General features: G+C 69.2%; 25 protein-coding genes and 3 pseudogenes. 13 read left to right on the top strand and 15 right to left on the bottom strand.

Going from position 1 to position 26,758, the window contains the following annotated elements:
• The first annotated feature begins 12 nt into the window (after positions 1-12).
• The 4 genes and pseudogenes from ABN273_RS29550 to ABN273_RS29540 all read left to right on the top strand — a co-directional run bounded on the left by ABN273_RS29550 (position 13) and on the right by ABN273_RS29540 (position 3,817).
• Entirely contained in the window at positions 13-1,440 is a 1,428-nt protein-coding gene (locus tag ABN273_RS29550; RefSeq protein WP_349452308.1) for a leucine-rich repeat domain-containing protein, read from the top strand.
• A gap of 31 nt (positions 1,441-1,471) precedes the next feature.
• A pseudogene (locus ABN273_RS59645) lies at positions 1,472-1,549 on the top strand (hypothetical protein); the annotation flags it as partial.
• Positions 1,550-1,688: 139 nt separating this feature from the next.
• The gene (locus ABN273_RS29545) at positions 1,689-1,862 is read left to right on the top strand and encodes an acyl-CoA thioesterase family protein (RefSeq protein WP_349452307.1); all 174 of its coding nucleotides are present in this window, start codon (positions 1,689-1,691) and stop codon (positions 1,860-1,862) included.
• Between the two features lie 122 nt (positions 1,863-1,984).
• Positions 1,985-3,817: an ABC transporter ATP-binding protein gene (locus ABN273_RS29540; RefSeq protein WP_349452306.1), complete on the top strand. Its 1,833-nt coding sequence runs from the start codon at positions 1,985-1,987 to the stop codon at positions 3,815-3,817.
• Here the strand turns inward: ABN273_RS29540 and ABN273_RS29535 are convergent.
• Genes ABN273_RS29535 through ABN273_RS29525 form a run of 3 tightly spaced genes read right to left on the bottom strand, consistent with a single transcriptional unit; the run spans position 3,812 to position 8,152 of the window.
• Positions 3,812-5,746 (bottom strand): hypothetical protein, encoded by a 1,935-nt coding sequence (locus tag ABN273_RS29535; protein ID WP_349452305.1) that lies wholly within the window; start codon positions 5,744-5,746, stop codon positions 3,812-3,814. The two genes, ABN273_RS29540 and ABN273_RS29535, sit on opposite strands and share 6 nt — an antisense overlap.
• Positions 5,734-6,735 carry a hypothetical protein gene (locus tag ABN273_RS29530; protein ID WP_349452304.1) on the bottom strand — a complete coding sequence of 334 codons (1,002 nt, stop codon included), beginning with the start codon at positions 6,733-6,735 and terminating at the stop codon, positions 5,734-5,736. Before ABN273_RS29530 ends, ABN273_RS29535 begins: the two co-directional genes overlap by 13 nt.
• Complete coding sequence (locus ABN273_RS29525) at positions 6,722-8,152, bottom strand: hypothetical protein (RefSeq protein WP_349452303.1); 1,431 nt, start codon at positions 8,150-8,152, stop codon at positions 6,722-6,724. The genes ABN273_RS29530 and ABN273_RS29525 overlap by 14 nt, the downstream gene beginning before the upstream one ends.
• A gap of 311 nt (positions 8,153-8,463) precedes the next feature.
• Between ABN273_RS29525 and ABN273_RS29520 the strand changes: the two genes are divergently transcribed.
• From ABN273_RS29520 to ABN273_RS29510, 3 genes are all read left to right on the top strand, one after another.
• A complete protein-coding gene (locus tag ABN273_RS29520) occupies positions 8,464-9,762 on the top strand; it encodes a DUF4407 domain-containing protein (protein WP_349452302.1) in 1,299 nt (432 codons plus the stop codon).
• Positions 9,752-11,281: a serine/threonine-protein kinase gene (locus tag ABN273_RS29515; RefSeq protein WP_349452301.1), complete on the top strand. Its 1,530-nt coding sequence runs from the start codon at positions 9,752-9,754 to the stop codon at positions 11,279-11,281. The genes ABN273_RS29520 and ABN273_RS29515 overlap by 11 nt, the downstream gene beginning before the upstream one ends.
• Positions 11,282-11,352: 71 nt before the next feature.
• Positions 11,353-11,970, top strand: coding sequence for a TetR/AcrR family transcriptional regulator (locus ABN273_RS29510; RefSeq protein WP_349452300.1), 618 nt, complete (start codon positions 11,353-11,355; stop codon positions 11,968-11,970).
• 214 nt (positions 11,971-12,184) lie between these two features.
• Here the strand turns inward: ABN273_RS29510 and ABN273_RS29505 are convergent, their stop codons facing one another.
• Complete coding sequence (locus ABN273_RS29505; protein ID WP_349452299.1) at positions 12,185-12,943, bottom strand: ExeA family protein; 759 nt, start codon at positions 12,941-12,943, stop codon at positions 12,185-12,187.
• Positions 12,944-12,945: 2 nt separating this feature from the next.
• Here ABN273_RS29505 and ABN273_RS29500 point away from each other — a divergent pair, with 2 nt between their 5' ends.
• Positions 12,946-13,410, top strand: coding sequence for a Mu transposase C-terminal domain-containing protein (locus tag ABN273_RS29500; protein WP_349452298.1), 465 nt, complete (start codon positions 12,946-12,948; stop codon positions 13,408-13,410).
• Here the strand turns inward: ABN273_RS29500 and ABN273_RS29495 are convergent.
• From ABN273_RS29495 to ABN273_RS29475, 5 genes are all read right to left on the bottom strand, one after another.
• Entirely contained in the window at positions 13,317-14,612 is a 1,296-nt protein-coding gene (locus tag ABN273_RS29495; RefSeq protein WP_349452297.1) for a DDE-type integrase/transposase/recombinase, read from the bottom strand. The genes ABN273_RS29500 and ABN273_RS29495 overlap by 94 nt on opposite strands.
• 56 nt (positions 14,613-14,668) lie before the next feature.
• The gene (locus ABN273_RS29490; RefSeq protein WP_349452296.1) at positions 14,669-15,304 is read right to left on the bottom strand and encodes a hypothetical protein; all 636 of its coding nucleotides are present in this window, start codon (positions 15,302-15,304) and stop codon (positions 14,669-14,671) included.
• Positions 15,305-15,615: 311 nt separating this feature from the next.
• The gene (locus tag ABN273_RS29485; protein ID WP_349452365.1) at positions 15,616-16,542 is read right to left on the bottom strand and encodes a CU044_5270 family protein; all 927 of its coding nucleotides are present in this window, start codon (positions 16,540-16,542) and stop codon (positions 15,616-15,618) included.
• Entirely contained in the window at positions 16,542-17,075 is a 534-nt protein-coding gene (locus tag ABN273_RS29480; RefSeq protein ID WP_049557647.1) for an RNA polymerase sigma factor, read from the bottom strand. Before ABN273_RS29480 ends, ABN273_RS29485 begins: the two co-directional genes overlap by 1 nt.
• 196 nt (positions 17,076-17,271) lie before the next feature.
• On the bottom strand, positions 17,272-17,994 hold the full coding sequence (locus tag ABN273_RS29475) for a helix-turn-helix domain-containing protein (RefSeq protein ID WP_349452295.1): 723 nt from the start codon (positions 17,992-17,994) through the stop codon (positions 17,272-17,274).
• 3 nt (positions 17,995-17,997) lie between these two features.
• Here ABN273_RS29475 and ABN273_RS29470 point away from each other — a divergent pair, with 3 nt between their 5' ends.
• Complete coding sequence (locus ABN273_RS29470; protein ID WP_349452294.1) at positions 17,998-18,369, top strand: DoxX-related protein; 372 nt, start codon at positions 17,998-18,000, stop codon at positions 18,367-18,369.
• Between the two features lie 7 nt (positions 18,370-18,376).
• On the opposite strand, the gene ABN273_RS29465 is transcribed toward ABN273_RS29470, so the two are convergent.
• Both ABN273_RS29465 and ABN273_RS29460 read right to left on the bottom strand, forming a co-directional pair.
• Complete coding sequence (locus ABN273_RS29465; RefSeq protein ID WP_349452366.1) at positions 18,377-18,988, bottom strand: hypothetical protein; 612 nt, start codon at positions 18,986-18,988, stop codon at positions 18,377-18,379.
• A 128-nt stretch (positions 18,989-19,116) separates the two neighbouring features.
• Positions 19,117-19,368, bottom strand: a pseudogene (locus ABN273_RS29460) (LysR family transcriptional regulator); the annotation flags it as partial.
• Between the two features lie 821 nt (positions 19,369-20,189).
• On the opposite strand from ABN273_RS29460, the gene ABN273_RS29455 reads away from it, so the two are divergent.
• Entirely contained in the window at positions 20,190-20,339 is a 150-nt protein-coding gene (locus tag ABN273_RS29455; protein WP_349452293.1) for a hypothetical protein, read from the top strand.
• A gap of 171 nt (positions 20,340-20,510) precedes the next feature.
• Positions 20,511-20,726 carry a hypothetical protein gene (locus ABN273_RS29450; RefSeq protein ID WP_349452292.1) on the top strand — a complete coding sequence of 72 codons (216 nt, stop codon included), beginning with the start codon at positions 20,511-20,513 and terminating at the stop codon, positions 20,724-20,726.
• Here the strand turns inward: ABN273_RS29450 and ABN273_RS29445 are convergent.
• Complete coding sequence (locus ABN273_RS29445) at positions 20,695-21,375, bottom strand: TetR/AcrR family transcriptional regulator (RefSeq protein WP_349452291.1); 681 nt, start codon at positions 21,373-21,375, stop codon at positions 20,695-20,697. The genes ABN273_RS29450 and ABN273_RS29445 overlap by 32 nt on opposite strands.
• Positions 21,376-21,572: 197 nt before the next feature.
• Here ABN273_RS29445 and ctaD point away from each other — a divergent pair, with 197 nt between their 5' ends.
• Positions 21,573-23,237: an aa3-type cytochrome oxidase subunit I gene (gene ctaD / locus ABN273_RS29440; RefSeq protein WP_349452364.1), complete on the top strand. Its 1,665-nt coding sequence runs from the start codon at positions 21,573-21,575 to the stop codon at positions 23,235-23,237.
• Between the two features lie 51 nt (positions 23,238-23,288).
• Here ctaD and ABN273_RS29435 read toward each other — a convergent pair whose 3' ends face one another.
• The 3 genes from ABN273_RS29435 to ABN273_RS29425 all read right to left on the bottom strand — a co-directional run bounded on the left by ABN273_RS29435 (position 23,289) and on the right by ABN273_RS29425 (position 26,011).
• Entirely contained in the window at positions 23,289-24,113 is an 825-nt protein-coding gene (locus tag ABN273_RS29435) for an isocitrate lyase/PEP mutase family protein (RefSeq protein ID WP_349452290.1), read from the bottom strand.
• Positions 24,114-24,281: 168 nt separating this feature from the next.
• Positions 24,282-24,911 carry a response regulator gene (locus tag ABN273_RS29430; protein WP_349452289.1) on the bottom strand — a complete coding sequence of 210 codons (630 nt, stop codon included), beginning with the start codon at positions 24,909-24,911 and terminating at the stop codon, positions 24,282-24,284.
• A complete protein-coding gene (locus ABN273_RS29425) occupies positions 24,908-26,011 on the bottom strand; it encodes a sensor histidine kinase (protein ID WP_349452288.1) in 1,104 nt (367 codons plus the stop codon). The genes ABN273_RS29430 and ABN273_RS29425 overlap by 4 nt, the downstream gene beginning before the upstream one ends.
• An 87-nt stretch (positions 26,012-26,098) precedes the next feature.
• On the opposite strand from ABN273_RS29425, the pseudogene ABN273_RS29420 reads away from it, so the two are divergent.
• Positions 26,099-26,737, top strand: a pseudogene (locus ABN273_RS29420) (ABC transporter ATP-binding protein); the annotation flags it as partial.
• Between the last annotated feature and the right edge of the window lie 21 nt (positions 26,738-26,758).

The raw sequence follows: 26,758 nt of genomic DNA, 5'->3' as shown, positions 1-26,758 counted from the left end.
CTCTCCATCGCCATGACCTCCCGAACCGGTGAATCACCTCAACTGGCCGTACTCCGCGGGCTGCTGCGCGAGGAGAAGCCGCCCTCACCGTCCCGCGCCTGGCGGGCGATACGTGAGCTGGTTGTCATGGATTACGGCATCGACACCACGGCCGCAACCGAACTCGCCGCCGACTTCGCCGTGATAGCGGAGCCGCCGACGGACAGGCTGCTCAAACTCTGGCCAGCTGTCACAAACCGCGGCCAATTCGCCCGCCTCCTCCTCGCTCCCGCCTTCGCTCGAGAGCACCGCACCGAGCTCGACCTCGGCAGGAAACACCCTCTGGAGGGCGTGGGCCACCTGACGACGCTCCGCCGCTTACGCATCTCGCGCCGTAAGGACATCACGGACCTGGGCGAGATCGCCGCCCTCAGCGACCTCGCCCACCTCGATCTCGACCAATGCCCTGAGATCTCCGACCTGGACGCGCTCGCCGGCCTCACCAAGCTGACCACCCTCGCCCTGAGCGGTTGCCGCGCGGTCACCGACCTCGCCCCGCTCAAGGCGCTCACCGGCCTCGAAGAGCTCAATCTGTCCAGGACCGGCATCAGTCATCTCGCCGACCTCGCGGAGCTCACCGCTCTCACCGAGCTGAACCTCTCCCACTGCCGCCATCTGGAAGACCTCGAAGGGCTCAGCGGCAAACCGGCCTTGACCACCCTGAAGATCGATGGATGCGCCCGGCTCACGTCCCTGCAGGGCCTCGGCACCCATCCCGAGATCAACCGCCTCGACCTGAGTGGCTGCGCCGAACTCACCGACCTGCGCGGGATCACCGGCCTCACCGGACTGGAGGTGCTCGTGATCCGCGACTGCGCCGGCCTCGCCTCGCTCGCCGACATCGAGCAGCTGCCGGCGCTCCGCTGGCTCTCGATCGTCGACAGCCCCAATGTGCGCGATCTCTCGCCTCTCTCCGCCGCGCCCGCGCTGCGTGAGCTCCTCCTGTCCGGGCTGCCCCTCACCGACGCCTCCTCCATCCCGCGCTCGGCGTCACTGAACGGGCTTACCATCCGCTACTGCGACGAGCTGGAGACCCTCGACGGACTCGACGGCCTGCCCGCCCTGTCCGAGCTGTGGCTGGACGGATGCCGCGCGCTGCGCACGCCGGGAACCGGTCACGACCTCCCGGCGTTGCGCCGGCTGACCCTGTGGGGCAGCCCCGCGCTGGAAGACCTCGGTGGCATAGCCGACCTTCCGGCACTCGCCGATCTGTCGTTGTTGAGACTCCCGGACGACCTCGCGCCCGAAGGGCTGCGCGGCCGAGCCCCGTTCGAGGTGATCCGCAGCCATCGCGACCACGATCCCCGCTGGCAGGCCGCCATTTCTCAGGCGCTCGGCAAGAAAGTGCGGATGGTCAACGGCTGGCTCGAAGTCCTCGACGAACCGCTGGACACTGCCTGACCCCATATATAGGCGGCACGCGACCGAGGCCGTGGCGCTGGGCGAACTGGCCGAGGGCGTGGATGTGGCCCAGCTCGCGTACGAGATCGACGCGCTCGGCGAGATGGTCGTCGTCCACTCCCGCCTGCACGATGGGCCGGCCTCCCTCGTCCACGCCCGCCGCGCGGTCCTGCAACGGCTGCGCGCTCTGTCCCGACCCTGCGCTGCTCCCGGAGAACTGATCATGACTGAAATACGAGCCGGTCCAGGTGCATTTCGACGATCTCGACGCCATGGGCCTGCTGCACAACTCCCGGTACTCCTTGCTGGTCGAGCGGGCGATCGGCGCGTACTGGCAGCGCCTCGGCTGGGCGCACGACCCGGTGCGGTCGGCGTTGCGTACCGCCGCCGAACCGCTGCTCCGCACAGCCGCGGCAGGTTGACGAAGTCGTCCTGACACCCCGGCTCCGGTAGCCGGGGCGGCAGGAAAATCGTTCGCTCCCCCCGTACGCGCTGCGGCACCATGGCCACGGTGGGTGTCGGCACGCGGGGAGGGGGAGGGGCTGTGCTCGGATCACTCGGGGACTCCAGCGGCGGTCCATCAAAACGAAGATCGGCGGTGCTGCTGGCACTGCGCTACTACTGCGGTGAGCTGGTGCGCCAGCGGCGGGTCACGGTGCCCACGCTGATCCTGCCCGCGATGGGGAACATCTGCCTGTTCTATCTGGCGCCGCTGGCGGTGGCCGGGCTTGTGGGGCATCTGTCCGGCGGCGGGGACGGCTCCGTCGCCGCGCTGCTGCCTTATGTGCTCGGCTTCGGCGCGGTGCTGCTGGCGGGCGAGGCGCTGTGGCGGGTGGGGCTGCACTTCCTGAACCGTACGGACGCCCGGGGCATCGAGCGGCTCGGCGTGGTGGGCATGGACGCGCTGCTGGCCAAGGACGCCGCGTTCTTCCATGACAACTTCGCCGGTTCGCTGACCAAACGGGTGCTGTCATTCTCCGGCAGCTTCGAGTCCTTCGTCGACACGCTCACCTTCTCGATCATGGCCAAGCTGGTGCCGCTGGCCTTCGCCTCGGTGGTGCTGTGGCGCTACCACCCGCTGCTGGTCCTCGTTCTCGTGGGCCTCATCGTCGTCACCGGCTTCCTCGTCGCCCCGCTCATTCGCCGTCGCCAGGAGCTGGTCGACAAACGCGAGGCCGCCAAGGTCCGGGTGTCGGGCCACGTCGCCGACGTGCTGGCCAACATGGAGACGGTCCGCGCGTTCGCCGCCGAGGATCGCGAAGCCACCGAGCATCGGGCCAGGGTCGCCGAGCAGCGCAAGCTGACGCTGCGTTCCTGGGACTACAGCAACCTCCGGGTGGACACCGTCGTCGCTCCGCTGTCGGTGCTCACCAGTGCCGTGGGCCTGCTGCTCGCAGTGGCGCTCCGAGGCGGCCTGGGCGTGGAGGCCATCGTGGTGACGTTCACCTACTACACCAACACGATCAGCATCATGTTCGAGTTCAACCAGATATACCGGCGCATGGAGAGCGTGCTCACCGAGGCCGCCCAGTTCACCGAACTGCTCCTCGTGCCGCCGACCGTGGTGGACCCGGCCGACCCGCAGCCGCTGCGCCCGGCCGACGCAAGCGTGCGCTTCGAGCGGGTGAGGTTCGCGCACGACAATGGCCCGCCCCTGTTCGAGGGCCTGGACCTGAACGTCGCCAGCGGCACCAAGATCGGGCTGGTCGGCCAGTCGGGCGGCGGCAAGACCACCCTCACCCGGCTGTTGCTGCGCCTCATGGACGTCGACGGAGGGCGGATCCTGATAGGCGGCCAGGACATCACCCGGCTGCGCCAGGCCGACCTGCGCAGCCTTGTCGCCTACGTCCCCCAGGAACCCGCCATGTTCCACCGGTCGGTGCGTGACAACATCGCGTTCGCCCGGCCGGGCGCCACCGATGCCGAGATCCTCCAGGCCGCGCGGGCGGCGCACGTCACGGAGTTCGCCGAGTCCCTGCCGAACGGATTCGACACCTTGGTCGGCGAGCGTGGCGTCAAGCTCTCCGGCGGCCAGCGGCAACGCCTCGCCCTGGCGCGCGCCATCCTGCGTGACGCCCCGATCCTGCTGCTGGACGAGGCGACCAGCGCCCTCGACTCCGAGAGCGAGCTCCTCGTCCAGGAAGCCTTGTGGCACTTGATGCAGGACCGTACGGCGCTCGTGGTCGCGCACCGCCTGAGCACCGTCGTCCGGATGGATCGGCTTGTCGTGCTCAACCGGGGACACATCGTGGAGCAGGGCACCCACGGTGAGCTGCTCGAGGCCCAAGGTCCCTACGCCCGGCTCTGGCACCACCAGTCCGGTGGCTTCCTGGTTGACGACGACGCCCCGGACGCGGTCATCGGGCGAGGGTCATAGCCACAGGCGCACGGAGAGGGCCGCGAGGAGGATGATGATCGAGGCGGCGATGAGGACCTTCCCGAGGGTGGAGACCGGCTTCAGCCTGCTCAGTCCGGGACGCCTGCGATACCACGGCCTCCGGCCGTCGCCGTCGTCCTCGGGGGCGGTCATGCGGTCGAGGCCGGCCTTGACGCTGTTGGCGACGGACGTTCCGGCCAGGCCCAGCTCGCGCACCGCGCCGCCCGCCAGCGTGTGCAGCATGGTCGAGGCCGTTCCGGCGGCGCTCACGGCCACCATCGCGAGCAGGAAGGTCTGGGGAGGGCGGTCCAGGTCCGCGAGGATCTCCTCGATGTCGGCCGAGGTGAGCAGCCGGCGATGGCTCACCCAGAGCACATCCTGGTAGTAGAGGATGCTCTCCTCGGCGGCGCAGATGGAGCTGATCGCCTCGATGAGATAGCGGTGTCGCGTCAGCCCGTACTTGACGGCCTCCATGGCCCGTGGATCAGTGGGCACCGCGCGGCGGTCCGCCTCGGAGACGACGATGTCCAGCACCTTGCGGTTGCGGGACCGGACGGCGACGTGGAACAACTCGTCCTCCGACATGCCGTCCAGGATCTTGTGCAGGTGCTGGGGTCCCTGCAGGTTCGCGATGAGCAACCGGCCCGAGGGAGCGCTCCGCGGCAGGAGCCGGCTCAGCGCGGCGAGCAGCGCCGGCGGGAGGTCGGGCTCCGATCGGCGCGAGCCGCCCAGATCGACCAGCATCTCCTCGACGTCGGCCGCGTGCATCGGCGAGGCGTACAGCAGCCGTAGCAGGATCTCGAAGAAGTTCCGCACGACGGCCGAATCGGCCAGCCTTTCTGGCGGGCGGATGGGGTTCGCCCTGATGAACACCCGGTAGGTCTTACGGTCCCGGTCCGGCACCCGCTCGCGGGCCCGCTGCGCCAGCTGCGTGTTGAGGACGCCGAGCCGCTGCTCCTCGGCGTTCGCGATGCTCTCACGGCACTGGTGCAGCAGGTGCTCCACCGAGGGTTTCGGCGGGCGTACGACGGCGGTGTGCTGGTCGGGCGCGGCGGGGAGCCGAGGGGAGGTACGGCCGCGGAGCAGCCTGGACGCCGCGGCGCGGTGGGACACGTTGTCGAAGTCGCGCGGCTCCGCCAAGGTGGCGAGCCACCTCATCAGCTCGCCGAGGTCGTCGCCCTGATAGCGCTCCAGTTCCTTCTCGTAGAACAGCGCCTGGGGCGGGTACGACTCCGCCGGCTCACCGGCCTCCCAGGGCAGCTCCCACGTCCCGTGGGTGGGCGACACCTCGGCGAAGGACAGGCGGATCCGGTGCCGGGAGGCGCTGTTGGTCCACGTCGAGACCGCGAGCGTGTGGCGGAACCCGTACGGAAGCAGCGCCGCCACGGCGTCGAGGAAGTCCAGCCGCCGGTCCATGGACAGATGGCCGGCCCGCACCACGCACACGGGCCGCCCGGTGAGCAGGAGCGCCGCCGCCCGCCGGGCCGTGCCGTTCACCTCACCGGCGAGATGACGCTCGTCGTACGCCGCGAGGGAGAGCTGGAAGGGCCGGTCGCCGGAGAACTCCCCCTCCCGCAGCGCCTCGTACAGGGCCCGGTACGACACCCTGGACGGCTCGGAAACGACGTCCGCCCAGCGTACGCAGACATAGTGCGTCATCGCGTACGGGCGTTGGAAGCCGTCCTGGGATTTCGGCTCGGTCTGCAGGGACAGCCCCAGCCAGGGCTCGCCGTCAGGGCCGGCGGCGAAGTAGCTGGTCGCCACCCGGGGGAGGGCCTTGGGCTCCATGGTGCCGGAGGTGAACGCCTTGAGCCACATGCCGAAGTCGGCGTTGCTGATCGCGCCCGTGCTGCAGCCGATCACACTGTAGTCGTCCAGGCTCTCCGGGGTCTTGCCGAGAATCGCCCAGTGGGCGGTCAGTCCTCCCATCGTCTGCTCCTCATCGCGCCGGGCCGGAGCATGCGGCCGAGCCAGATCACGGGCTCCATCACGTTCAGGGGGCGGACGGCCCCCCGGATCGTCAGCCCGCCGTTCGCGTTGTCGATGACGTTGAGAAAATCGTCGGCGTCGAAACGGCCGAAATCCTCATCGATAAACAGGCCCACCGAAGACGTTACGAAGTACCTGATGCGGTCCTCGTGGAAGAACGCCTCGATCAGGTCGAGGATCATCTCCGCGTTGTGGTCCTGGGCCTCCCGGCACAGCAGCCGGAAGAAATCGCGGACCCGATCCTCAGGCACACGGGGGATCCGCAGCTCATCGGTGGGATCCCGTTCCGTGTACCCCTCTTCCATCGCGATTCTCAGCACCCTGGGGTCGTCGTACTTGGTGATGCAGACCGCGATGTAGTGGGGCAGTTTGCCGTCCTCGTACTCGTCCCCGACGAGCATCCGCCCGGCGACCTCGTGCAGCGCGGCGTCCAGGTGTTTGAAGGCGTCGCCCACCCGGGCCTCCCGGTCCGGGTCGAACATGTAAATCAGCCCGCGGCTCTTGACCAGGCTGTCGACCAGCGCCTTCTTGTCGATGTTCGTCTCGGACTCGGCGTACAGGTCGCCGCGCAGGTCCAGGAAGTCCAGCTTGACCTTCGGCGCCTTCGTCACCTGCGTGGTCCACGGCCACCACCATCGTCTGCGCGGCGCCTCCGCCGGGCCGATGATCATCCAGCTGTAGTGGGTCAGCGCCTCGGTCGGGGCCGGGAACGTGCGCGCCTGCAGCAGCGTGTTGCGGAGCTTCGCGAGTTCTGTCCGGGACACCGGGTTCTCCCCGATGAGCCGCCAGCCCGCGTCGGGGGCCTTGTTCAGTGCGATGCTCAGCGCCGCCAGGAAGGCGGTCTTGCCGCTGCCCGAAGCCCCCCACATCGCGATGTCGGGCTCGCGACCGCGCTCAGGATCGCCGGGGGCGGAGTCAGTGTCGACCACCGATGTCCTCATTCTGGGAGACGAAGGGAAGGGAAAGCGCGGCGGCAGGCTCGCTCGCCAGGCCGAGCCGGATGACGAGTTCTTCCGCGTTCACCGCATCCACCTGGAACAGCGCGGCCGAGCCGAGCCGATGCCAGGGGGACGAGGGGGCGGGCGGACTGTCGCAGATGGCCGCGCTCCTCAGCTCGAGGCGCTGTTCCAGCTCGTGCAGCAGCGCCAGCCAGTCGTGCCGCGAGGGGCAGGGAGGCACGCGGTCGAGGCCGGACCGCGGAGGATGCGGCGGGCGCGCCCCGATGGTGAGCAGCGCCGTCCGTGGGTTGCCCTGGTGGGAGAGCAGCCGGGCGTGCACCTCCGCGAGCACGTCCTCGAGCTGGGCGGCGTTCGGGTAAGTCGGCGCGGTGGGCTGCAGGGACTCCAGGGCGGCCCGTGCCTGCGCCGTGGAGGCGGACCAGACGGCCAATCTCGGCCGGGTACGGTCCGCGTGCCTGGTGCCGAACACGTGGGTGCCGTATCCCACGACGGACACCTCGAGCTGCTGGAGGTCGAGACGGCGCTCGGCGAGGAGGTCGATGACGTAGCCGGCCCAGTGGCAGCGGGCCTCGAACTCCTCCATGGTCCCCGCCGTCTCTATGGCGCACACCAGGTGCGCGGGCCGGGGCGCGGGTCCCAGCCGGTCCGGCAGTGCGGCCACCACTTCCGCCCACGGACGCGTGTCCGGCTGGAGGCCGGGGATCTCGGGGAAGCGGACGACGCCGGGCCGTTCCAGCACCGCCCGCAGCACATGCCGTCCGGGCGGCAGCGGCGCGTGCTCCACCGACACCAGCTCCGACGGCTCGAGCAGGCCTGACCAGGCGGAGACCGCGAGCAACATGCCGGTCGGCGCGGTGCAGGTGACGGTCACCTGGGCCTCGTCCCCGGGCTTCGCGCCGGAGCCGAAGAGCCGCCGTCCCACCAGTTCGAGCCGGCCGTCGTCCGCGCGCTTGCGGGCCACGATCAGGTCGTACGCATGACGCAGGGGCGCGCCGGCGACCAGTTCGGCGAGCAGCTCCCCGACCTTGACCCCGGGCGCCTCGACGACCTGGGCCGACGGGCGCCGTTGTCGCAGTGCGCGTAGGGCCGCCTCCTGTTCGGGCCCGTCGGCGGAGCGCACCACCAGCACTGGGTCCTCCTCGTCGGCGGAGATCAGATCGTCGGCGACCCGGAGCACCGCGTCGAAGACCTCATCGCCAGAGGCGGTCAAGGTGGACCACTTGGCGGCGGCTCTGCGCGTGTCGTACGGCGTGCCGACGTCGTCGACGCGGACCTCGAAGATCCGTATCCCGGCGGCGTCGATCTCGGCGACGGCCAGCCGTTCCCTGAACGAGGCGATCAGATCGGTGAGATCGGCGCGCAACCCGCCCTCTGCGAAATGGTTCAAAGAATCTCCCGCCAGATTCGAACGTTTATTCGTTGCAAACCACGTTTTGACATAATTGGCGGGACGTATGGCGATAAAGGCGGATTATCAATTCTCTGTCCGATTTCTGGTGGTTTGTGATCGCTCTTTGCTCCTTGGGGAAGCGGCGGGGGCTGCCGAACATAGTCTCTTGCGATAAATCAAGATTGCCGGTTGTTTATGGTAGTCAGTGGATTACTCACGGGGTAGGGCGTACAGCGCCCTGTCCCTTCTCCCCGGAGCCGCGCGTGGTCGGTAGATGGTTGATCGTATTGTCAGGTGCCCGTCCGGATGTGCTCGAGCAGTGCAGGGGGGAGCGCGCCAGGTTTCACGGCCTGGGTGGCGCCATCCTGACCACGGCCTGCATCGCCGCCATCTCCATGACATTCGCGCTCGCCTCTGCGCTCAAGGTGTTCCTGCCGGTCGCCGTCCTGATCGGCCTCGTCTGGGGCGTGGCGATCCTGAGCCTGGACCGATGGCTCGTCACGTCCCTGCCGGTCCAAGGCGGGCGGCGCTTCTGGCTCGCCCTGCCCCGCGTGCTCCTCGCGTTGCTGCTGGGCGCCGTCATCTCCACGCCGCTGGTCCTGCAGATCTTCAAGCCCGAGATCGATGCCGAGATCGTCGACATCCAGCAGGAGAAGGCCGACGCGTTCACCCGCACGCAGCAGGGGGGCGAGACCGGCCGGCGCATAACAGCGCTGCAGAAGTCCGCGGCGGCACTGCAAGCTGTGATCGCCTCCCGCGGGGAGACCGCTCTCGATCCGGCGGCCGATCCCCGGATCCAGGAGCTGAGCAAGTCGCGCGAGCAGGCGGTGAAGCAGCGGGACAAGTTCTACCAGGAATGGCAGTGCCAGCTGTACGTCGGGCCGCCCAAATGCGCGAAGAAGGGGTCCGGGCCTCTTGCGAAGGCGGCGGAGGAGGCGTACAGAGCCGCCCGCGACCGGGTGAATGAGATCAACCAGCAGATCGAGCAGCGCAAGAAACAACTCGGCGACACCCAAGAGGCCGGAAAGGCGAGCAGGCTGGCCCAGGCGGAGCAGGACCTGCGCGGCGTGCAGGCGGAGCTGGACAAGCTGACCAAGCAGCAGTCGGGGCTCCGGGACGGCTTCGCCGCCGAGATCACGGGGTCCGACGGCCTGATGCTGCGGCTGGAGGCGCTCGGCAGGGTGTCGCAGGACAACGCGACCCTCAACATGGCCAGGCTCTTGCTGTTCCTGTTCATCCTGCTCATCGAGTGTCTGCCGGTCCTCGTCAAGCTGATGCAGCGGCCTGGTAGTTACGACACGATCGTGGCCGCGTTGGAGAAGCAGGAGATCGAGACGGCCATCGACAAGATCTACAAGGCGGACAGACGGCCGCGGCGGGCCGCCTGGGGAGAAGGCGCGACCCGGCCGTACATCGCGGACGAACCCCGTACCGAAGTTTTCCACCAATCCGGCACGCCGTCCTCGCCCCCGCGGGCGGAGCACCTCGAGCCCAGGAGCTTCGAGGACGAGGCGCTTCGCAATCTCCGCGACAATCGTGCTTCCCGGCCGGTCGGTACCGGTGACGGTCGGCGCGCTGAGCCCGCCGGACTGAACGATGATTGGTGACCGCATCGCCGGCCGGTTCGTCATCGAGGCGCACCTGGGGGCCGGCGGCATGGGACGGGTCTGGCGCGGCCGGGACTGCAAGCTCGACCGCGTGGTGGCGCTCAAGCAGGTACGCGCGGACGTCGGGCGCCCGGCAGAACTGAAGAAACGGGCGGAAGTGGAGGCGCAGGCGCTGGCCCGGATCGACCACCCGGGTATCGTCCGGGTCCTCGACGTGCTCGACGTCCCGGACGGCCCGTGGATCGTGATGGACTACGTGCGGGGCGACGCGCTCAGCAAGCGCATCGAAGGGGAGATCCTGTCCGAGCCCGCCGTGGCGCGGATCGGCGCCCAGGCGCTCGACGCGCTCGCCGCCGCCCATGCGGTGGGGGTGTTCCACCGCGATGTGAAACCGGACAACATCCTGATCACCGCTGCCAAGCAGGTCGTCCTGGTGGACTTCGGGATCGCCGCCATCGAGGGCCACGAGCGCATCACCATGCTCGGTCAGGTGGTCGGCACCCCGGACTTCACCGCCCCTGAGCGGCTACGCGGCGAGCCGGCAAGCGAGGCGTCCGATCTCTGGTCGCTCGGCGCCACCCTCTACACGGCCCTGGAGGGACGTCCGCCCTTCCACCGGAGCTCCGGGGACGCCACCAGGAACGCCATCCTCGCTTTCCCGCCGCACCCCATGATCCGCACGAGCAGCCTCAAATCGACGATCAACCGGCTGCTGGTCAGGAGCCCGGACAACCGGATGAAGGCCGGTGAGCTGGCGCGGGAACTGGAACAGGTCGCCAGGGGCAATTTCCGGGCGGGGCCCCGTGGGACATCGCAGGGCTCCACCACGGGACCGCCCCCGCCCCCGCCCCTGCTCCCGCCTCCGCCTCCGCCTCCGCGAGTGGACAGGGCGAATGGGGCCGGAGGGATGAGCGGCGGCGGTTCCGGAGCGAACCGGAGCCGCGGCCGAGTCGGGAACGGCGCGGGCACGGATGGTGGCGTGGCAGCGCAACGAGTGCGCCGGGCGCTCGCCGGTGCCGCCGCCGCGGAAAGAGGCTCGATGGTCCTCGCGCTGCCCGCCGGCGAGGCGGCGGTGCTCCTCTCCCAGCAGTGGCAGTTGTTCACGACCGCCGCGGTGGAGGAGATGTGCCGCCAGCCGGCGAAGAGCGCGAAGATCCTGGGAATGCTGCTCCCCGGCCGCATGGGCTGGCTGCTGGACCAGGTGCGCGACCCGGACCTCGTGGCCGGGGTCGTACTGGCGATGGACACCCACCACCGCGGACGCGTGCTCGGTCACATGCACGACCGGCACTCCGCGGCGGCCATCGAGGCGATGGCCGCAATCGATCTCCGGCAGGCCGGCCTGGCGGTCGCCGCGATGCCGGAGGGCCCGGCCGGTCAGGCGCTGAGCCGCCTTCCGCCCGCCACGATCGCCGGGCTGCTCGCGCATTGCCCGCCTTACCGCCGCGACCGGCTGCTGCCCCTGCTGCCGTCCGCGACCCGGGAGGCCGTTGAACGGAAACCAGCCGCCGGAGGATAGGCGGGCACGATGGTTAACAGCTGTTGCGCTACGCCCGTAGCGCAATGTCTGTCCCCAATACAATGGCGGGCATGGACACGACCACCCCAGCCCAAGGTGGCGCCCGCAGCCGCAACCGGCGGGGCCAGGGCGAACGGCTGCGCGAGGAGATCGTCGCCGCCGCGCTCCGGCTGCTCGACGAACTCGCCGACGACCAGGCGCTGTCGCTGCGCGCCGTGGCACGCGAGATCGGCATCGCCGCGACGTCCGTCTACATCCACTTCGCCGATCGGGACGCCCTCGTGTTCGCGGCCATGGAACGCTGTCACAGCGATCTCATCAACGCCATCGACCAGGCGGAAGGCGCATCCGACGGCCCGGTGGCCAAGCTGCGCGCCCGGGTGCTCCTCCAGGGGCAGTGGGCCTACCAGCACGCGGGACTATATAAGGTGCTCCACGAGAGCACGCTCAACCAGCGGATGGAGATGCCGTTCAAGAAGGTGCTCGGCGAGCGCACCGCGACGGCGATCCAGCGCTGCATGGACGCCGGGCTCGCCCCGGCCGGCGACGTCGCCACGGTCGCGCTGGACCTGAGGGCGGCCGTCCACGGCGCCGTCTCGATGCGCCTCAACCAGCCGGACCTGGTGCTGCCGCCGCTGGAGGAGCAGGTGGACCGGTTTCTCACCAAGCTGGTCGGCGTCTCGCTCTGACCGCTGCGCCGGCGTGACCGGGCGCGTCGATGGCCGCTTTGAGCGATCGGGGAGTGCGGCCGACCATCCGGCGGGCCAGGCGGGTCAGGTGGGTGTGCGCGGTCACTCAAGATGTTGATGAAGGTGACACTGGCGTTGAGCATGGCCGGGTGTGGAACGACCCCGCCGAGGGTGCTCGGTCGGGGTCGTGGTGTTCAAACTGGCGTGGTGATGGTCAGTCTGGCGCGGCGGATTCGTTGACGGCGGTGCGGGCGGCGGATTCGTCGACGATGGTCTTGCCGGCGGCGTAGGTAGCCATCAGGGACAGCCGTCCGAGGTTGTTGACCGAGCGGGGATAGCCGCGGGCGGTTTCGTGGATGAGAGCGATGGCGTCGTTGCTGAAGAGCGGGCCGGAGCGGCCGGCGAGGGTCATGTGGTGCCGGATGTAGTCGGCGGTCTCCTCGGGCGTCATCCCGGTCATGTGGTAGCGGACAGAGATGCGCTGGTCGAGAGCGGCCAGCACCCCGAGCTTGATCTTGCGCTTGAGCGTGGGCTGGCCGATCAGCAACGTGGCGAACGGGGAGGAGCTGTCCATGTCGAAGTTGGTCAACATGCGCACCGATTCGAGCTGATCGTGGGCCAGCATGTGCGCCTCGTCGATCACGAGCACAGGTGTGCGGCCCCGCTCTGCTTGTTCGGTGGCCAGCGTGTCGCTGGCTTGGGGGATCAGGGTGGCCCTCTGGTTCTTGGGGACACCGCCAAGGGCGGTGACGATGGCGGTGTGGATGCCGCGTACTCCGACGTCGGGGTTACCGAGGTAGATGGCGATGTGCCGGGCTGGGTCGAGGCCGAAGATCGCGGCTCTGGTCGCGGCGGTCTTGCCGACTCCGACTTCGCCGGTGACCACGCCCAACGCTCGTTCGGCGACGCACCAGGCGATGCGGGCGATGGCTTCGGAGTGGGCGGCATGGCGGTGCAGCATGGCGGGGGCCATGGATGGCCGGCTGCGCGGACGCGCCGTTCCCGACCCCGACCCCGGCGGCGCTGACCGAGGCGTTCAAGTGGAGCGAACGCCGGCAGGTCCGCAAGACCAGCACGGTTCAGCTCTTCTCCAACTTCTACGAGGTCGACGCGTCCTTGATCGGCCGCACCGTTGAACTGGTCTTCGACCCGTTCGATCTGAACATGGTCGAGGTCCGCTGGAACGGCAGGCCACAGGGGATGGCGATCCCGCAGGCCATCACCCGCAACGCCCACCCCAAGGCCAAACCCGAGATGCCCGCCACGTCCGAACCTACCTCGACCGGCATCGACTACCTGCGGCTGCTGGAGACCAGCCACGACCAGCAACTGGCCACCGGCATCAACTATGCCGCCCTCACCGACCCCCGCCAGCAAGCCCCTGACCAGGGCAGCGGCCACGGTGTCGACGAAGAACACCCGGGCGATGATGCGCCATGACCGGCGAGGACGACACCCAGCCCGGCGGCCCCGGCAGCGATGCCGCAGTCGCTCCCGACTCGCCCCAGCCCCTCGACCGGCCTGCCCCTCAGGCCACCCCGGCCCTGCCGATCCCAGTACCTGACCCCTCCAGCATTCGCTCTGCCCGGTCCCGGCGACGAGAAAGTGACGACGACTCTCCCATGATGGACAAGCTCCAGGGCTCTTCGGCCTGAGCAAGACCCCGTTCGGCCGGGGCCTGGCCGCAGGGGTGTCTGACCGGTCTCGGAGTGGACCCGCCGGTGATAGGCGGTCTCCACCCAGGCCGTGAACAGCCGGTTCAGCTCGGTCAAGCTGGTGACCTTCGTCCCCGAGGTTTCCCCGTCACCGGCGATCTCGACCAGGAACTGGCGCCTGACCTCGCCGAACCACCGCTCGATCTTCCCCCGGCCTTCCGGACGGCCCGGCGCCGAATGCGCGATCTTGATGCCGAGGCGGGCTGCGGCTCGCTTCACCGCGGCGTCGACCATCGCGCTGCCGTTATCGAAATAGATCATCTGCGGGACGCCCCGCGCCGCGAGCGCGGGGCGAAGAGCGGCGGCCAGGCGGACGGTGTCTTCGAAATAGCCCCACCGATGACCGACGATCAGGCGGCTGTGGTCGTCGATGAACGCGAAGAGAAACGTCTTTCGACCTGCGATTTTAGGGCCGTGAAGCGCATCTCCGGTCCAAAGATCATTGGGATGGGTGGCCTCGAACCGGCCGAACGCGCGCGGGGCCTGGCCGTCCGGGCGGGTGTTGAGCTCGAGCCGGTCGAAGTGCCGGATCAACGTCCGCGCCGACGGCGACCAGCCCGAGGCGGACCGTAAGATCCGCACGATCTGCGCCGCGGTCCGCTCCGGCTTCTCCCTCTTCAACGCCGCCGCCAGGTTCAGCACCTGCTCCGGCGTCCGCGGCGTCACGTTACGCGGATGCGGGACCAGCGCCTCGAACCCGCCCTCCCGCCAGTCGCGGATCCACCGGTCGATCGTCCCTCGCGACACCAGGATCGGTTCCCCGAACGGGCCCTCGCGCGTGCTCCCGGCCAGCGCCCGCACCAGTCGGCCCCGCTGCCGGGTCGTCAGCTCCGGATCAGCCGCCTCCCGGATGAGCTGATATCGCCACAGCCCCACCTTCTGGGCGCGTTCGGCTCGCCGACGCGCCTCCTCATCGGCCTTCGACACCCTCGCACCACTCCCTCGATGATCGACGACAAAGATCACCGGGAATGGTGCCGCGCTCACATCACCGCTCCCAAGAGCGCACTCGTGTTGATCAACTCGCCTCGACCGGGTGGCGCCAGCAGACGACCGCCGGTCACCGCGCAGGCCACCAGCCACGGGGACAACGCGTCGACGAAGGAGCCCCCGGCGAAGCGCCGCCCCACCGCCATGGACAAGGCGACGACGGCGGCCACCGCGTCGGCGGACGCGGTCTGCGTCGCTGCGGGAAGGACCAGTTGCGTGCTGCCCGCCACCCGCACCAGCACCGTGGTGAAGACGGCCCGCACCCGCTCGGCCGACACGGCGAACCGTCGCAGCCAGCCCCGAACCGTCGACGGCGGGCGGTCCAGGCCGGCAGCGATTCGCCGATGCCCCACGCCCCGGGCCTTCGCCTCCAACGCGGCCCCGACCACCTCGACCCCGTCAGCCCGCCGCAGCAATCCTGTGACCGGCAGCAACACGTGCGTCCGCGCGCACGAGCTGCACCGCGTCCGCCGAGGCCGCACCTCGATCAGCGCCTCGCCCATGCCCCGCAGCCGGCGTCGACGCCCGAAGCCCCATCCGGTCAGCGCTCCCGCGCACGACGGGCACGTGATCTCACCTGCTCGTAATCGCCGCTCGACCTCAGCCGCGTCGACCTCTACCGTGATCAAGGTGCCTCCGGGCACGCTCGCACGGCCCTCCCGAGGTCGCCGCCAATCGATATCGGGAGGGCTGTTGCCATGTGACTCACGTCACTCTGAACACGGCCATCGTGACGGCCGACCTCCCGATGATCAACCAGGACGATCCGATTGATCTCCTAGAGGTCCCGGTAGTTATCCCGGAAAGTCCAACGAACATAGCTCTGACCTGCATGGATAGATCTTGGCTCGCCGTCCAGTGATCGTGTTTCTCAAGAAGTCTCAGCAAGTCAGCAGCAACCTCGTTGGTTTGCCGCCATTACTACCGGGACCCCGACGCGTCATGAGAAGGTCGACTCCTTCGGCGCTGGGTCGTCGGTCCAGCCCAGCCGCTTGATCACATACGCCGAGGACCCGTCACCCTCCTGGATGGCGAGCAGTTGCCCGCTGTCCCGATCGATGATGATCTGCTGACGGGTGGGCGCTTCGCCGTAGGTCAGCGCGACCCCGATGCGGCCGTCGATGTCGGTGACGTCGTTCTCCACCCGCACACCCGGCAGGCCGGCGAGCACACGGTAGAGCGCGGCCCTGGTGGCAGGGGTGCTCTCGACGTCGAGAAGGAGCCATTTGCTCGCCCCCCACAGCCAGGCCTCTGGGGTCTCCTTGTCGTTGGCCCGCAGCATCTCGGCCTTGAGCGCCTCGGGTTCGGTGGGCAGTTCCGTCACGGGCTTGGTCGTCATCTTCAGCGGGGTGAAGTAGGTCTTTCCCGACAGGCAGCCGTCGCACAGGTCGGGCGAGCCCGCGTCCTTCCACGCCTGTGCGTCAGTGGGCGTGAGCGGTTTGGCGGAGACGGGTCCGCGCTGTGTCCGATACCCGCGTTGCCGGCTCGCCCACAGCACGTCCCTGACCCGCTGCTCGACGGTGTAGGTCGCGGTCTTCATCCGCGCCACCTGCACCATCTCCCGCCGCCACCACGCCCCGGTTCCCGGGGGCTGGGCGGCCAGCCGGTCGGCCGCTGCGGCAAGCACCGCGTCCGCCTCCGGCACCGCGGCCGTCTGGACGTCCGCCCCGCCCAGGAGAGGCACCGCCACGAAGCCCCCGGCTACCACCGCGCTGACCGCCACCGCCGCGAGCATCACCTTGGGCCAGACCGGCCAGTGCCGCCGCCGGGCGGCGCCCAGCATCCGGGCGCGGGCGGCCATCACCGTGGCGTGGTCGGCGGGCGGCACCTGCGGCATCACCTCGTCGATGAGCTGGAATTCCTTCATCACACCTCAACTCCCAATGCGTCACGAAGCTTGGTTCTGGCCCGGCTGAGCCGGGAGGCGACAGTGCCGTAGGCGATGCCGAGCGCCGCCGCCACCTCGTCGTAGGTCAACTCGCCGTAGGCGATGAGCAGCACCACGTCGCGTTCACCGCGCGACAGCCCGGCCAGTGCGGCCGAGAGTTGCCGTACGGTCACCCGCGCCGCGACCCGATCCACCACCCGCTGGTCATGGCTGTCCTCGTCGGCAGGCGGCCCCGACCTGGCCAGTGCCCGGTATCGCCGCAGCTCGGCACGTCGGTGCCGGCCGATGAGTTTGGTGGCGACGCCGTACAGCCAAGGCCTGATGCCGCCTTTGGCGGCGTCGAAGCCGTCACGCCGGCGGAAGGCGATCAGGAAGGTCTCGGCGGCGAGGTCCTCGGCGACGTCGAGGTCGAGGCGGCGGCCGATGTAGCTGCGAATCTCCTCGTAGTGGGCATCGAAGACGGCAGAGAATCGCTCGGGATCGGCGACCGCTCCGTCGAGGAACGTGGTCATGCATGGGTCTCTCTCGCCGGGAATATCGGACACTAGTGACTGCCCGGTCGCCGCCAACCCTTCCATGTGAGTTTCACAGCCGCTCAGCGAGTCCCGCATCGAGATCTCATGCTCACGGTGGCGTCGCGCACGAAACCGGACACGCCCAACCCACCCATAGGTCAAAGATCAACACCATCAACGACCGACAACCCTGCTACGTCCTCATGCAGAGTGGCGCGGAACAGTGGGGCTGATCGGCGAGGCCCGCGACGTGGGCCGCCGTCGAGGGCGGATGCTCGGCCAGTTGGGCGACGGCGATCCTGAGCTTGGCCCACTGCCTGAGCCGGGCCAGGGGAACACCCACCGCGGATCTGGCCAGGGCGCGTAGGCGGGACGTCGAAAGGCCCACCTCGGCGGCCAGGTCCGCCAGGCGCACGGGCTCGGTGAGGTGGTTCAGCGCGTACTCCACACGCGGGTCCAGGACGGGAGGGCCGCTGAGGAGAGGCGTCAGCTCCGCGCGCAGGCTCGGCAGGTCGGCGTCATGGTGCAGGCGGGCCGCGTCCAGGAGGCGACGTACGCTCGCCTCCTGGAGTGGCAGCGGACCGGCGGCGCTGTGCCAAGAGCCGCCGTGCCAAGAGCCGCTGTGCCAAGGATCGCTGTGCCAAGGATCCAGGAAGACCGCCACGTACGGCCCCGAGGTGAGACAGACGTGGGCCAGCTGCGGCGGGACGATCAGTCCAGCGGCTCGCAGCGGCGCGTGCCCTTCGCGGCGGACTTCGACGTGGCCGTGCTGGGACAGCACCACCTTCCATGCGGGATGCGCGTGATGGGTGACGGCCGCGGCACGGTCCTCGGCGAACGCGGTCAGGCCCGGAGCGAGGACGAGCCCTCGCCCGAAACGTTCAAGACTGTGGGGGCTGTCCGATCCGACCATCACTTCATGGACGTTATCGCAACGCTCGCTCTCGCTGGTCTGCTGCTCGTTTCGGGGGTGACGCACTGGGTGTTCCCGGCCTACTACCGCACGCTGGTGCCGGGATGGGTGCCCTTGCCGGGGCCGGTGGTGGCGGTGACGGGAGGGTTCGACGTGCTCGCGGGGCTGCTCACGGCGGCGCCGGCCACGCGGACGATCGGGGCCGCCGGGGCCGCCGTACTGATCAGCGGATACCTGATCTCGCACGTGGACGCGCTCGTTCACGCCAGGCGGGACGATCCCAGCCCGCTGCGGCGCCCCGCGGGTGCGATCGCCCGGATCCTGGTCAACCTCGGCTACATCGCCTGGGCCGTTGCCGTCGCGGCGGCCTCTCGCTGACCCTCCATCAGCGATCGGGGCCGGTGCCGCGGAACGGGTCGCCGGCCGGCAGCCAGGCCGTGCCGGCGTCCAGGCCGAGCGTGCCGACGTCACAGGTCAGTGCCTCGACGGTGGCCTGTACGGCCTCGCGGGTCTCGCCGCGCTGGGAGACAAGGGCCCAGGTCCAGTACGGTGCCGGGTTGGCGACCGGGCGCTTGACGAGGTCGGGCGGGACCGGCGCGGTCTGGCCCTTCGGCGAGTTGACGACGGGACGGCGGAGTCGGCGTACGTGGTCGAAGAAGGTCGGGCCGGTGACGCCGCCGTCGGCGATGTGCACGGTGCGGGCACCGGTGTCGCGGGCGAACTCCTCGGCGTAGCGGTTCCAGGAGTCCCAGGTGGCGGTGTCGGCGTCCAACAGCACCGACGTGTCCCTCGCCTGGACCGGGGACGCGTCGGCGCCGGTGGAGATCGCGAAGAGCCGGTCCGCGCCGATCAGCCGGGCCTCGAGGTCGTGGGCGGCCAAGTCACCGGTCTGCACCCAGCAGATGGCCAGGTCGATGGTGCCGTCGGCGACCCGGGTGGCCTGTGTGTGCGAGGGCATGACCCACGCGTCGACGTGCAGCTGCGCGACGCCGGACACGCGGGCCGCCAGTTGACGTAGCCGAGTCGGACCGGTTCGCTGACCGCCATGCCAGCCGCAGAACGGCGCAGCTCGTCGGCCTGGTCGAGCAGCGCCCGGGGCTGGTCCAGCAGGGCCTGCCCGGAGGCGGTCAGCGTGACAGAGCGGCGGTCCCGGTCGAACAGGCGTACGCCCAGATCCCGTTCCAGGGCCTTGATCTGCTGGGAGAGCGACGGGCCAACGCCGTGGAGGCACTCTGCGCGCCCCAGACGCGCTCTGCGCAGCCACCGCCGAACCCCGCTGCCACCTGTCGTTGGGAGCAGAAGTATGAGCTGTGGTGCCGCTTCTGCTACGAGTTCGGGCAGTGGCGGTTGAGTTTCTGCAACGAGATGCAGTAACAACTAGCGACTTCGGCCAAACCAGCGCATGCGCCCCACACCTTGCCCGGCATCCGACTCGATACGGTTGAGTTAACCCATGGCAGGCTCTGCGATGGCCCGCGTCAACAAGAAGTAAGCGATTGACCAAGTGTCCTTCAGTCCGAAATCTGATCAGCCACGAACTGTGCATAGAGGCTGGAGCTCCGAAATGCATAGGAAATCGTCTCTAGTGCTACTCGGCTCGGCACTCCTCGTCAATCTTGCGATCGGACTTCCCGCAACGTCGCGGGCTACATCGACCACTCCCGGCACTACGCGGCACTCAGTAACCGCTACTAGCGATATACATCTTGTAGCTTCCCAGAACCAGCCGGTTCCGGATTGTCGAGAAGTGCAGTGCGCCACATACGCGGAGGGATACGCAGCTGGGGTGGCAAGGGGCAGAAGCTGCGACTACCCGCAACCGACAGGGCGGTACGCGTCCGAGTGGCATGCCGGCTATGTTGCCGGACTCGGGGCAGGAAATGTTGGAGGTCCCAGTCTTTGTGGCTAGACCAGCGATCGGTCAACCCGTCTCTTGCGAGGCGGACGGGCGTGTTGGTATTTCCGGCAGCTGCCGGCACCCTCGGATCCGACCTAAGGGTGGGCTTAGCCGGGGACGCCCCTTGGGAAAGGGGTCATCCTCGCATGGCTTTTGCTCTCCTGGAGGCTCACCTCACGATGGAGGGGTGCTAGCGAAGACCTGACGCACTCGCGTCCGTGTGCGGGACTCCAGATACACGTGATACAGGGCTGCGGCAGTATGCCCTTCACGGTGGTCATCGACATTCAGATCGAAAAAGTTGAAGAACTTCTCCCGCGAAAGCGCGCTGCCCTTGCGGGTCGTCGGGCAGAGGGCGGCGGCGCTCGGCGCGGTGGCCGCGATCTTCGTGATCGCCGCCGACGCGCCCCACCGTGTCCACGCCGCCCGCCGCGTCGTGGCCGAGGACTGATCGTCGACAGGAGAGAACACCATGGCCGACACCGAGGCCCAGATCCTGCACACCGTCCTGGACTGATGGAGGACCGCAGTCAACGCACACGACCTTGGACGTGTCGCGTCGTACTTCACCGAAGACGCGATCTTCCAAGGCCTGCACCCTTACAGCGTCGGTCCCGCCGGCGTGGCCGAGTACTACGACGCGCAGCCGATCGGCCTGACCGCCTCGTACACCATCCTGGAGACCCGGCGGCCGGCCGACGACCTCGTTCTCGGCTACATGAGCGTCGACTTCGCCTTCGCTGGTCGGCCGACCTTGAGTGTCTACCTCGGCGTGATGCTGCGCCAGATCGGCGGCGACTGGCTCATCAGTCACTACCAGGTTTCATGTCTCCCATAAGTGGGCGCGGCTTGAGCGCTTCAGGCGGCGGGAGGGTGAGGACCGCGCGGACGGCGGCCTTCAGGCGTTCTCGGCTGTCGGCTCCGATCACGGGCCGGCCGTCTGTGGTGGGCTCAGTCAACGCCCGGCGGAACACGGCGGTCGGCAGGTCGACCACGCACAGCGTCACCACCTCGACGCTCGCCCCGTCCGCTCGGCCCCACAGCGCCCGCGACAGGCGGGTCAGCAGTGCCACCAGCCGCTTGTCCAGGGCGAACATCTGCTCGGCCAGCTCCTGCGGCACCTCGGGGCCGAGCAGCTGGTCCCGGCGCACCGTCACGAGCATCCGGGCCGCGGCGGGGCGGCGGTCGGCGAACACCGCGGGCGCGCTCGCCGCCGCCACCACTGCCTCGACCGCCGACTCGCGGTCGCCCCCATGCACCGCGTCGACGAGCTCGACCTGCAGATCCAGGAAATCTCCCGCCGCCCTGAGCCACAGCCGCCCGAGCAGCACCGGCAGCGATCCGAACGCGTGGTAGATCGCGCCGTTCGACACCCCGGAGGCCGCCGCCAGCCCTCGCACCGTGAACCGCTCGGGACCGCCGTCAGCCACCAGTTGCTCGGCGACGTCCAGCAACCGATCAAGATCATGGATTCGAGGACGAGGCATGTTCGCCATGATAACAGAACATGTGCTCCAAAAGTGCATGCTCGCAACCCGCCGGCCACGGCGACACCTGACCGACTTCTTGGGCTTCGGATCGGTTAGCCATACGGTGTAGCGGGAAGTCCGATTTTGTGCTCCCCCCGGCAGCCGTCGGGAGGGAACGCGTCGTGACCAGGATCGAGGAGCCGCAGCCGGAGCCCATGACCTCCGCCCAGGTCAGCCGCCGGGCCAGGACCGGCCGGTTGATCGCTTCGTGGCTGTCCACCACCGACCACAAGGTGATCGGGTACCTCTATCTCTCGACCAGTTTCACGTTCTTCCTCCTGGCCGGGGTCATGGCGATGGTGATCCGCGCCGAGCTGGTCGCGCCGGGGCTGCAGTTCGTCACGGCAGAGCAGTTCAACCAGCTCTTCACCATCCACGGCACGGTCATGCTGCTCTTGTTCGCGACCCCGCTCTTCGCCGGGTTCGCCAACTTCATCATGCCCCTGCAGATCGGCGCCCCCGACGTCGCCTTCCCCCGGCTCAACATGGTGGGCTACTGGTTGTTCCTGTTCGGCGGGCTCATGGTGGTGGGCGGCTTCTGCACCCCTGGCGGAGCGGCCTCCTTCGGCTGGTTCGCCTACACCCCGCTGTCCACCGTGGACTTCAGCCCCAGCGTCGGGGGCGACCTGTGGTTGATGGGGCTGGCGCTCAGCGGTCTTGGCACCATCCTCACCTCCGTCAACTTCGTCACCACCATCATCTGCATGCGGGCGCCCGGCATGACCATGTTCCGTATGCCGATCTTCACCTGGAACACCCTGCTGACCAGCATGATGGTGCTGATGGCGTTCCCGGTGCTGGCAGGGGCGCTGCTCGTGCTGGAGTCGGACCGCAAGCTCGGCACCCACGTCTTCGACGCGGCCAGCGGCGGCGCGATGTTGTGGCAGCACCTGTTCTGGTTCTTCGGCCACCCCGAGGTGTACATCATCGCGCTGCCGTTCTTCGGCATCGTCACCGAGGTGATCCCGGTGTTCAGCCGCAAGCCGCTCTTCGGCTACATCGGCATGGTCGGCGCCACCATCGCCATCGCCGGGCTGTCGATGACCGTGTGGGCCCACCACATGTTCGTCACCGGCCAGGTGCTGCTGCCGTTCTTCTCGTTCATGACGTTCCTCATCGCCGTCCCTACCGGGGTGAAGTTCTTCAACTGGACGGGCACCATGTGGCGCGGCCATCTCTCCTTCGAGTCGCCGATGCTCTTCTCGGTCGGCTTCCTGGTGACGTTCCTGATCGGCGGGCTCACCGGCGTCATCCTCGCCTCACCGCCCCTGGACTTCCACATCAGCGACACCTACTTCGTGGTCGCCCACTTCCACTACGTGGTCTTCGGCACCGTGGTCTTCGCGATGTTCGCCGGCTTCTACTTCTGGTGGCCCAAGTTCACCGGCAAGATGCTCGACGACAGGCTGGGCAAGCTGCACTTCTGGCTGCTGTTCGTCGGGTTCCACACGACGTTCCTCATCCAGCACTGGCTCGGCGTGCTGGGCTTCCCGCGCCGGTACGCCGACTACAGCGTGAACGACGGATTCACGACGCTCAACGAGATCTCCTCGGTCGGCGGGTTCCTGCTCGGTGGCTCGACACTGGTGTTCCTCTACAACGTCTGGTGGACGTCCCGCCGTGCGCCCAAGGTGACCGTGGACGACCCATGGGGCTTCGGAAACTCTCTGGAGTGGGCCACCTCCTGTCCGCCGCCGCGGCACAACTTCACCTCGTTGCCCCGCATCCGCTCCGAACGCCCGGCCTTCGACCTGCACGTCCCGCACGTTGGCAGGGCACAACTGCCCGCTGAGCCGCAGGCGGAAGGCCCGCCGTCCTAGATCGCCGGGCGTCGGCACACGCCGGCGTCCACACAGTCCTCCGACGGAGGTTTACGGGAAGACGGTGTTGAGTGCGCCGTAGTCGAGGCCGTTCGCGAGGGCCGTGTACGTGCCGCCGCCGAGCAGCTCGGAGGCCGCTCGCGCGGCGTACCCGTAGGCGGACTGGGCGATCGCGGAGCCGACGCTGACTCGGGCGACGCCCGCCGCCGCCAGCTCGCCCACCGGGGGCGCGCCGGGCCCGGCCATCACGTTCAACGGCAGCGGCCCGCCGGCCAGGCGGGTGATGGCGTCCAGGTCCAGCAGGCCCGGCACGAACAGCCCGTCGGCGCCGGCGTCGGCATAGACCCGCGCCCGCGTTTCGACGTCGGCGAGCCGGTCCCCGGGCGCGCCGACCCCGAACAGGTAGACGTCGGTACGGGCGTTGACGAACAGGTCCACCCCGGCGGACTCCGCCGCCGCCCGCGCAGCCGCGATGCGCCGGGCCTGATCCTCGGGCGACAGCAAGGGCGCGCCGTCGGGGCCGGGGGAGTCCTCGAGGTTGACGCCCACCGCGCCGGCCTCGATCACCGCGCGAACGGTGGCCGCGACATCGTCGGGGCCGGGGCCGTACCCGCCCTCGATGTCGGCGGTGACCGGCACGGTCACGGCCGACACGATGCGGGCGACGGCCGCGACCATCTGCTGCCTGCTGAGCCCGTGGGCGTCGGGTGCTCCGTTCGCCCAGGAGACGCCGGCGCTGGTCGTCGCGATCGCCTGCGCGCCCGCGGCTTCGATCAAGGCGGCGGAGGCGGCGTCCCAGGCGTTGGGGAGCACGAGCACCGTGCCCCGGTGCAGGGCCCTGAAGCGGGCCGCCTGCGTGATCGTGGTCGGCGTCATGCCGAGATCTCCTTTCGAGGCACGGTGCACGGGTCCCTGGAGGCTGACCAGGAGTTCGTGGCCGATCTCCGCGATCAGCTACGAGAAGCGTCCGGCGATGAGCTCCAAGGATCTTCTGCGGCGCCCTCGCGCGTCCGGCCAGATCCGGACATGTCGCTTGGCCAGGCGTCAGACGAGATGGGCCTCGTAAGCGGCGATGACCAGATGGACGCGGGTACGGGCGCCCAGCTTGGCCAGCAGGCTGCTGACATGTGTCTTCACTGTGCTGAGACTGACGTACAGGCTCCGGGCGATCTCCGCGTTGGACAGGCCGTGGGCCACCAGAACGAGGACCTCGCGCTCCCGTTCGGTGATGTCCAGGCCGCGCGGCGGTGGCGCCGGACTCACGAACCGCCGGATCAGCCGCCGGGTGACGGTCGGCGCCAGCAGGGACTCGCCTGACGCGATGACTTCGACGCTTCTGATCAGGTCGGCGGGCGGAGTGTCCTTGAGCAGGAAGCCGGCGGCACCCGCCTGGAGCGCTCCGTAGACGTACTCGTCCAGGTCGAACGTGGTCACGATGAGCACGCGCGTCTGCGGCCGCTCGGCGCAGATCCGGCGCGTGGCCTCGATGCCATCCATCTCAGGCATGCGTACGTCCATGAGCACCAGGTCGGGACGGTCGCGAGCCGCGGCCGTCACCGCCTGCGCGCCCGTCGCGGCCTCGCCGATCGCGTGGAACCCCGGCGCGCTGTCGATCAACCGGCGGAAGCTGGCCCTGATGAGCGCCTGGTCGTCGGCCACCAGAACCTTGATCACAGCGGCAGCCTCGCCATGACGCGAAAGCCGCGCAGGGGGCGCGCGCCTGCCTGGAACTCGCCGCCGAAGATGCGCACGCGCTCGCGCAGCCCCGTCAGACCGTGTCCGTACGGCCGCGCCCGGCCACGGGTGCCGTCATCGGTGACCTCGACGATCAGCGCGTCCTCCTGCCGTTCGATCCGGACCAGGACGTGGCGGGCTCCGGCATGTTTGAGCACGTTGGTCAGCGCCTCCTGCACGATCCGGTAGACGGTCAGCTCCATCTCCCCCTCCACTTCGCCGTCGATCCTGAGCTCCACCTCCAGGCCCGCCGTCCTGGTCCGTTCGACGAGCTCAGCGAGATCGGCCAGGCCGGGGGCGGGGGCGAACTCCGCCTCGCCGTCCTCGCGCAGCACGCCGAGCAGCCGCCTGGTCTCGCGCAGCGCCGACCTGCTGGTCTCCTCGATCGAGGCCAGCGTGCGGCTCATCTCCTCCGCCCCGCCGACGTGGCACGCCACCCCGGCCTGCACGGCGATCGTGCTGAGACTGTGCCCGATGACGTCGTGCAACTCCCTCGCGATCCGCAACCGCTCCGCCACGGCCTCCGCCCGTGCCCGCTCTTCCGCCTGCGCGGCGAGCTGTTCGGTGTAGAGGCTGCGCTGTCGTACGGCCGTGCCGGCGGCCCAGGAGGCGACCAGGATCGCCAGCACCAGCCCGAGCTGATCGCGTACGTTGCCCGTCAACGGCAGCGCCACCACGCCCTGCACGGTGGCGGCGGCCGCCACGATCAGCGGGCCGACGGCTCTGCCGCGCGTCGCCAGCGTGTACAGCGCTAGGGGCAGGCAGAGCGGGTCGGCGTGCGGGATGAGGAACTCGCGCATGCCGAGCCCGCCGAGCAGGACGACCACGAAAGCCGTGCGCGGCCACAACCGCCTGACCGCTATGGGCAGGCTGGTGGCGAGGGCCGCCGCATAGTCGATCAGGTCGGGCGCCGACGTGTTCCTCGATGAGGCCAGTCCGATGAAGGCGGCCGCGAAGAAGAGGGCGACTCCGGCGTCGATCGTCACCCAGGTCCAGGCCGGCACCCGGCTCAGCAGGGGAAGACGGATCTGTTCGCGCACGGCACGAACCTAACCGCGCCGCCCGGCCGCGCGCATCGGTCTCAAGACCGATGCGCCGCCGGACGGCTCCGGCGGATCGTTGAGGACATGATCGAAGTCAGCGGACTCACCAAACATTTCAGACAGACGCCGGCCGTGGACGACCTCACCTTCACGGTGTCGCCCGGCCGGATCACCGGCTTTCTCGGCCCGAACGGCGCCGGCAAGACCACGACCATGCGGTTGATCCTCGGCCTCGACCGGCCCACCGCCGGACGCGCCACGGTGAACGGCATGTCCTATCAGCACCTCGAAAGGCCGCTCACCCAGGTCGGCGCGCTGCTGGACGCGACCGCGGTGCAGGGCGGACGCCGCGCGGAGCAGCACCTGTGGTGGCTGGCGCGCTCCAACGGGATCTCCCGGCAGCGCATCGGTGGGCTGCTCGAACTCGTCGGGCTCGGCGACGCCGGGCACAAGCGCGTCGGCGGCTTCTCGCTGGGCATGAAGCAGCGGCTAGGGCTGGCCGCGGCGCTGCTCGGCGATCCAGAGGTGCTCCTGCTCGACGAGCCGATCAACGGGCTCGATCCCGAAGGCATCCGCTGGATGCGCGACCTGCTCAAGTCGCTCGCCGCCGAGGGCCGGACCATCCTCGTGTCCAGCCATCTGATGAGCGAGATGGCGGTCACGGCCGACCACCTGATCGTCGTCGGCCGGGGCAGGCTGCTCGCCGACGCCAAGATCACGGAGTTCGTACGGCCCGGCGCGTCG

Origin of the sequence: Nonomuraea sp. B19D2, from assembly GCF_040137845.1 — a bacterium.
Classification (GTDB): domain Bacteria; phylum Actinomycetota; class Actinomycetes; order Streptosporangiales; family Streptosporangiaceae; genus Nonomuraea.
Note: the sequence above shows the minus strand (reverse complement) of the source record. Positions and strands in the feature narration are given on the sequence as shown.

Bases quoted from the DNA above. Each gene is read 5' to 3' on its own strand.
- ABN273_RS29505 (WP_349452299.1), bottom strand. From the start codon at position 12,943: ATGGCCCCCGCCATGCTGCACCGCCATGCCGCCCACTCCGAAGCCATC.
- ABN273_RS29535 (WP_349452305.1), bottom strand. From the start codon at position 5,746: ATGGGAGGACTGACCGCCCACTGGGCGATTCTCGGCAAGACCCCGGAG.
- ABN273_RS29515 (WP_349452301.1), top strand. From the start codon at position 9,752: ATGATTGGTGACCGCATCGCCGGCCGGTTCGTCATCGAGGCGCACCTG.
- ABN273_RS29485 (WP_349452365.1), bottom strand. From the start codon at position 16,542: ATGAAGGAATTCCAGCTCATCGACGAGGTGATGCCGCAGGTGCCGCCC.
- ABN273_RS29500 (WP_349452298.1), top strand. From the start codon at position 12,946: ATGGCCGGCTGCGCGGACGCGCCGTTCCCGACCCCGACCCCGGCGGCG.
- ABN273_RS29435 (WP_349452290.1), bottom strand. From the start codon at position 24,113: ATGACGCCGACCACGATCACGCAGGCGGCCCGCTTCAGGGCCCTGCAC.
- ABN273_RS29550 (WP_349452308.1), top strand. From the start codon at position 13: ATGACCTCCCGAACCGGTGAATCACCTCAACTGGCCGTACTCCGCGGG.
- ABN273_RS29445 (WP_349452291.1), bottom strand. From the start codon at position 21,375: ATGCCTCGTCCTCGAATCCATGATCTTGATCGGTTGCTGGACGTCGCC.
- ABN273_RS29470 (WP_349452294.1), top strand. From the start codon at position 17,998: ATGGACGTTATCGCAACGCTCGCTCTCGCTGGTCTGCTGCTCGTTTCG.
- ABN273_RS29480 (WP_049557647.1), bottom strand. From the start codon at position 17,075: ATGACCACGTTCCTCGACGGAGCGGTCGCCGATCCCGAGCGATTCTCT.
- ABN273_RS29510 (WP_349452300.1), top strand. From the start codon at position 11,353: ATGGACACGACCACCCCAGCCCAAGGTGGCGCCCGCAGCCGCAACCGG.
- ctaD (WP_349452364.1), top strand. From the start codon at position 21,573: ATGACCTCCGCCCAGGTCAGCCGCCGGGCCAGGACCGGCCGGTTGATC.